The sequence below is a fragment of the Staphylococcus caeli genome (assembly GCF_051413795.1).
GTDB lineage: Bacteria > Bacillota > Bacilli > Staphylococcales > Staphylococcaceae > Staphylococcus > Staphylococcus caeli_A.
In genome coordinates, this window is sequence record NZ_JBOIRQ010000039.1 from 1 (window position 1) to 5,508 (window position 5,508).

The 5,508-nt window shown below is 32.9% G+C and carries 5 protein-coding genes; 1 reads left to right on the forward strand and 4 read right to left on the reverse strand.

Annotated elements, in window-relative coordinates; translation table 11 throughout:
• Window positions 1-160 precede the first annotated feature (160 nt).
• Window positions 161-787, reverse strand: a complete 627-nt coding sequence (locus ACSULM_RS12255; protein WP_436863091.1) for a response regulator — start codon at window positions 785-787, stop codon at window positions 161-163.
• 20 nt (window positions 788-807) lie between these two features.
• Window positions 808-1,917 carry a GAF domain-containing sensor histidine kinase gene (locus tag ACSULM_RS12260; RefSeq protein WP_436863093.1) on the reverse strand — a complete coding sequence of 370 codons (1,110 nt, stop codon included), beginning with the start codon at window positions 1,915-1,917 and terminating at the stop codon, window positions 808-810.
• 187 nt (window positions 1,918-2,104) lie between these two features.
• Between ACSULM_RS12260 and ACSULM_RS12265 the strand changes: the two genes are divergently transcribed.
• Entirely contained in the window at window positions 2,105-2,932 is an 828-nt protein-coding gene (locus ACSULM_RS12265; RefSeq protein WP_436863095.1) for an RluA family pseudouridine synthase, read from the forward strand.
• A gap of 395 nt (window positions 2,933-3,327) precedes the next feature.
• On the opposite strand, the gene fumC is transcribed toward ACSULM_RS12265, so the two are convergent.
• Both fumC and ACSULM_RS12275 read right to left on the reverse strand, forming a co-directional pair.
• Window positions 3,328-4,713 (reverse strand): class II fumarate hydratase, encoded by a 1,386-nt coding sequence (gene fumC, locus ACSULM_RS12270; RefSeq protein ID WP_436863096.1) that lies wholly within the window; start codon window positions 4,711-4,713, stop codon window positions 3,328-3,330.
• A gap of 185 nt (window positions 4,714-4,898) precedes the next feature.
• Window positions 4,899-5,315 (reverse strand): hypothetical protein, encoded by a 417-nt coding sequence (locus tag ACSULM_RS12275; RefSeq protein WP_436863099.1) that lies wholly within the window; start codon window positions 5,313-5,315, stop codon window positions 4,899-4,901.
• Window positions 5,316-5,508: the final 193 nt, after the last annotated feature.

Here is a 5,508-nt window from a genome sequence, read left to right on the forward strand (position 1 = left end):
GTTATTAACATCTTACAATAGAGTGCCGTTTATGGGCATTTTTTTATGAAATTTTAAGAGTGTTGCACTTAATATTACAATCCGTCATATATAAAAGCAATAATTTAAATAAGAGATGTTTTTTGCTACTAGAATTTTATCATATGATTATGCGTTATATTTATAATAGATTATTTTGCATAGCATAAATAGCTGCTTGCGTACGATCTGTAACTTGTAATTTACTGAAAATATGACTCACGTGTGTTTTTATTGTTTTTTCTGAAACAAATAGCGTTTCTGCAATTTCTTTATTCGTTTTGCCTTTTGCCATTTCCATTAATACTTCCGATTCTCTTTTAGATAATTTATTCGTAAAATGCGGTTTTTGACTTACTGTTTCTATGACATGTTGTGCCTGTGGGTGTATCATTTTGTCTCCTGCTAATACCCGTTTAATCGTATGTATGAGTTGTTCTGGTTCCACATCTTTCATTTCATATCCATCTGCACCTTTATCTATGGCAGAAATAACATGTTCATCATCTACATAGCTCGTTAATACTAATATTTTAATATCTGGATATTTTTTCTTTAAAATTTCTGTAATTTCAATACCATTCATTTCGGGCATAACTAAATCGAGTAATACTATATCTGGCATTACTTCACTGTCTGTTAAGTATTCTAAAAATGATTGGCCATCTGAAAATCCACCTATTACTTCTAAATCTTCTACAGTCGATAGTAGAAATTCTAATCCTTGTCTTACTATATGGTGATCATCAACAAGTATGATACGATGCATATTTTCATCCCTTTCTTATCTTACAATGGTACCGTTACATTAATATGAGTCCCTTTCTCTTGACCTGATTTAATATCAAGGTGACCTTTAATCATTTTAGTACGCTGTTTCATATTATTAATTCCATGTGAGTCCTTAAGTTGCGATTGTCCTATATCAAATCCACTACCATAATCTTCTATATCCACAATTAGTGAAGATGCATGCTGTGCAAGTTTTAAATAAATTGTATTTGTATTTGCATGTTTTTTTGTATTATTCATCGCTTCTTGAATAATTCGATAAATATTTTCTTCAACTACACTTGGTAAATCGATTAATCCTTCAACTTGAACGGATAATTCAATTTGTAATATCTCGCTATATTTTTTTAACGCATGTACAATACCATGTTCTAGCCCTACTGGCTTGAGTTGCCATATTAAAGATCGCATTTCGTTCACAGCTTGTTGACTGGTATTTTCAATTAACTCAAATGCATTTTTCGACACTGTTTCATTCGTAATACCTTGTGCTGCATGTGCGGTCAATTTCACTGAAAATAATAACTGATTCACAGAATCATGTAAATCACGTGCTAATCGATTTCGTTCATTGATGCGCGCCGCTTCTTTTTCTTGATCTGTTAAAATAATACGTTTAATAGCCGATCCAATTTGAAAAGCTACTGACTCTAACAATTCTAAATCTTCTTCACTATAACTTGTTTGATATGGCGTTGCGACATTAAGAAGACCAAACTGTTCATCACCCGAGCGTAATGGTACAGTAGCATGATGTGTGATACCTTCCGTCTCTTCATGATAAGCTCGATTTGCCAGATTAATGCGAGAGCAATTGATAATATTGGAAGCCTTCGTCAGTCTTTTATTTTGATATGCTTGAACACACCAGCATGTACCTTCACACATATATTTACAATTATCTTTCGATAGTGCACCTGGTAAGTCTACATGTGACACGAGCTCAGGTTGACTAGCGTCGTCTATAAAGAAAATCCAACCTGTCGTAAATGCAGTACCTTCAATTAAATATTTCAAAGCTCCATGCATCATACTATAAGTTTCTGTTTCTTCATTTAAAAATTCTGCAATCTCTTTTAGTAATGCAAGCCTTGTCGGTTTTTCCATATAACCAGTCCATCCTTTTACTACTTTAATTATATTATACCTTCTTCATTGCACATTTAAAAATATTGAATTTCACTTTTCCATAGATAAAAAATGATATACACTGTTAAAAAATAGAATACATTTGTCTAATATTTTTATCCACCCGTTTATGGTATGATTATAAATGACTATCGAGGAGGATATTATGAAATTTGAAATCCCTAATAAATATAATCAATTAACGCTAAGAGAGATTTTCCAACAATTGCAATTACCTAAAAAAGATTTGCACAATCTTAATATGTCTAAAGCAATTACAATCAATGATGAAGCTGCAACATTGATGACTAAAGTGAATACTGGTGATATTGCGTATATTCCTACGCCTGAAGAAACAAGTAATTACTTGCCAAGTTATCGTTTTGCTCAAATTTATTATGAAGATGACGACATAGCCATTGTCATGAAACCTAAAGGTGTAAAAACGCACCCAAATGATTTAAAAGAGAGTAATACATTAATGAATCATGTCATTTATACCGTTAAAAGTGATTATGTAGAGCCAATTCACAGATTAGATCAAGAAACAGTAGGACTACTCATCGTTGCGAAAAATCCGCTTATGAAAAAGATTTTAGATCGCATGCTTGAAGAAAACAACATCGATCGTATATACAAAGCCAATGTGCACAGTCTCTTACCGATTAAACCACAAACTATTGATATGCCAATTGGTAAAGATAAGTTCCATGCTAATAAGCGTCGTGTATCACCTACTGGTCAAACGGCAATCACACATATTCTTAATTCTAAAATGATTAAAGAAGATGTGTGTGAATTAGATTTGAAATTAGACACTGGTAGAACACATCAGATTCGTGTGCATTTAGCTGAGATTGGACACCCTGTTATTGGCGATCCAATTTACGGTAATTCGACTTTAAGACAACTTGAATTAAACAGTTATAAAATTGAATTTGTGCACCCATTAACACAAGAACTCATTTCCGTCAGTTTAGATGATGAAATTTAAATCTTAAGAAAAGCCAACACTACTTATAAAGTGCCGGTTTTAGAACGTTGACAAGCCCTTCGTAAATTAATGCGAAGGGTTTGTTTATTTCTATTTATATAGCTTTTACTGTAAATCCTGAAATGAAAAACTTTATCTAAAAGTTATATAGTAAATAGCAACGTAACCTAGTTTGTTTCTATTTCTTTTACCAAATGATTTGTTATACATAATAAACACCACCACTGTTTAATTTAAATATATTATAATATTTTTTATATTGGCAGTGATTTATGCCGACTCCTGCGGGAATAGCACTAGCCGAAGACTACAGGCTAAGGCAGTGCCCGCGGAAAGCGTGCATAAAAAAACTGCCAACACTACTCAAAGTGTTGGCTTTTCTGGTTAATCTTGTCTTATTTTGGTTCAACCATGTCCTCTGGTTTAATCCATTGCTCGAATTGTTCTTCCGTTACATAGCCTGATTGAATTGCTGATTCTTTCAATGTTAGACCCTCACGGTGTGCTTTTTTAGCAATACTTGCTGCTTTTTCATATCCAATATGTGGATTTAATGCAGTTACTAGCATAAGTGATTGATTTAAATAATTATCAATGTTTTCTGGAATTGGTTCAATTCCTACTGCACAATTATTATTAAATGTATCCATACCATCTGCTAATAAGTAAATAGATTGTAATGTATTTAATAAAATTACTGGTTTATACACATTTAATTCAAAATTACCTTGTGAACTACCGATACCTACTGCTGTGTCATTACCCATGACTTGTACGGCAACCATTGTCAACATTTCACATTGTGTTGGATTAACTTTACCCGGCATAATTGATGAGCCCGGTTCATTTTCAGGAATAGATAGTTCAGCTAAGCCCGCACGCGGACCAGATGCTAACCATCTTACGTCATTCGCTATTTTCATTAAATCTGTAGCTAATGCTTTTAATGAACCATGTAATTGCACGACTTCATCATGTGCTGTTAAAGCATGGAATTTATTTTCAGACGATACAAATGGATAGCCTGTATTTTCAGCGATGAATTTAGCTACCTTATCACCAAATTCAGGATGTGCATTAATACCTGTACCTACTGCAGTACCACCAATAGCAAGATTTAAAATATGCGCTTTAGATTCGCCTAATAATGTTTCACATCTATCTAACATGTAACGCCATCCGCTAATTTCTTGTCCTAAACGAATTGGTGTTGCATCTTGTAAATGCGTACGGCCAATTTTAATAATATCGTTAAACGCCGTTTCCTTTTGTTTAAAGGTATCTCTTAAGCCTTTTAATGCAGGTTCAAGTTTCGTTTCTACTTCATTATACAATGCAACGTGCATTGCAGTTGGGAACGTATCATTTGAACTTTGTGATTTATTCACATCATCATTAGGATGTATCGTTTCATCACTGCCTTGTTCTTTCAAATATGTGTTGGCAACAAAGCTTACAACTTCATTCACGTTCATATTACTTTGTGTACCGCTACCTGTTTGCCATACAACTAATGGGAAATGCTCATCTAATTCTTTATTTAATATACGGTCACATGCATAAACAATGGCATCTTTCTTCGCATCAGATAATTTGCCGAGTTCATGATTGGCTAAAGCAGCACCTCTTTTTAATTGTGCAAAGCCATATACTACTTCAATCGGCATGCGCTCTTTACCTACTGGAAAATTACGTTTACTTCTTTCTGTTTGAGCACCCCAGTATTTGTCTGCTGGTACTTCAATTTCACCGAATGTATCATGTTCAATTCTAACTGACATTGTATAATTCTCCCCTTCATTAATCATTGTTCGCTATTAGTATAGCATTATTTATTTTATAGGGGCAATTGTATTATATAGCGTTTTCATAAATTATTGCTTCACCTTGTAAACATACACATTTTTCCTGAATATTCATAAAAAAAGAACCTCATTACTATGAGATTCTTTGAAAAGCTATGATGTTATTTCGCCTTGGTAATATTAACATTTTTAAATTGTGCTTTAGCCGCTTGTATGATACCAATTGCAGTTAATATCAATAATATAGCACCAATAATCATTGTGACTGGACTAATTGTAATCAATAATCCTAAAATGCCATCTAATCCATTATAGAAATCTCCTAACGGCTTAAATAACAATACCGTAATAACAATACAACATAATACACTTATAATAATACCCGTTTGGTTTCCTTTAACGAAAGTTGATGCATTCACTTGATCAACTAATCCACGAGATAAATTAACTTGCAGCTTTATAATTTTGAATAATACTGGTAAATATAATGCACCTATTGCCATTGGGAATCCTTTGATTGATATCAAGTTTACAATAACTGCACTTATCATTATGTATTTCCAGTGTTTACTTAACATATATGTAAATCTCCTTAATTCGGTAATAACTTAATAATAACACATTCATATTTCACTTGGCATTGCTTTTCCCAGTTATTTACCGCAATGTTTACTTTTAAAATGACGGATTGTAATATTAAGTGCAACACTCTTAAAATTTCATAAAAAAATGCCCATAAACGGCACTCTATTGTAAGATGTTAATAACCAC

What these genes read in the sequence shown, in the direction of transcription:
- ACSULM_RS12255 (WP_436863091.1), bottom strand. Translation starts at nt 787, where the DNA reads ATGCATCGTATCATACTTGTTGATGATCACCATATAGTAAGACAAGGA.
- ACSULM_RS12260 (WP_436863093.1), bottom strand. Translation starts at nt 1,917, where the DNA reads ATGGAAAAACCGACAAGGCTTGCATTACTAAAAGAGATTGCAGAATTT.
- ACSULM_RS12265 (WP_436863095.1), top strand. Translation starts at nt 2,105, where the DNA reads ATGAAATTTGAAATCCCTAATAAATATAATCAATTAACGCTAAGAGAG.
- fumC (WP_436863096.1), bottom strand. Translation starts at nt 4,713, where the DNA reads ATGTCAGTTAGAATTGAACATGATACATTCGGTGAAATTGAAGTACCA.
- ACSULM_RS12275 (WP_436863099.1), bottom strand. Translation starts at nt 5,315, where the DNA reads ATGTTAAGTAAACACTGGAAATACATAATGATAAGTGCAGTTATTGTA.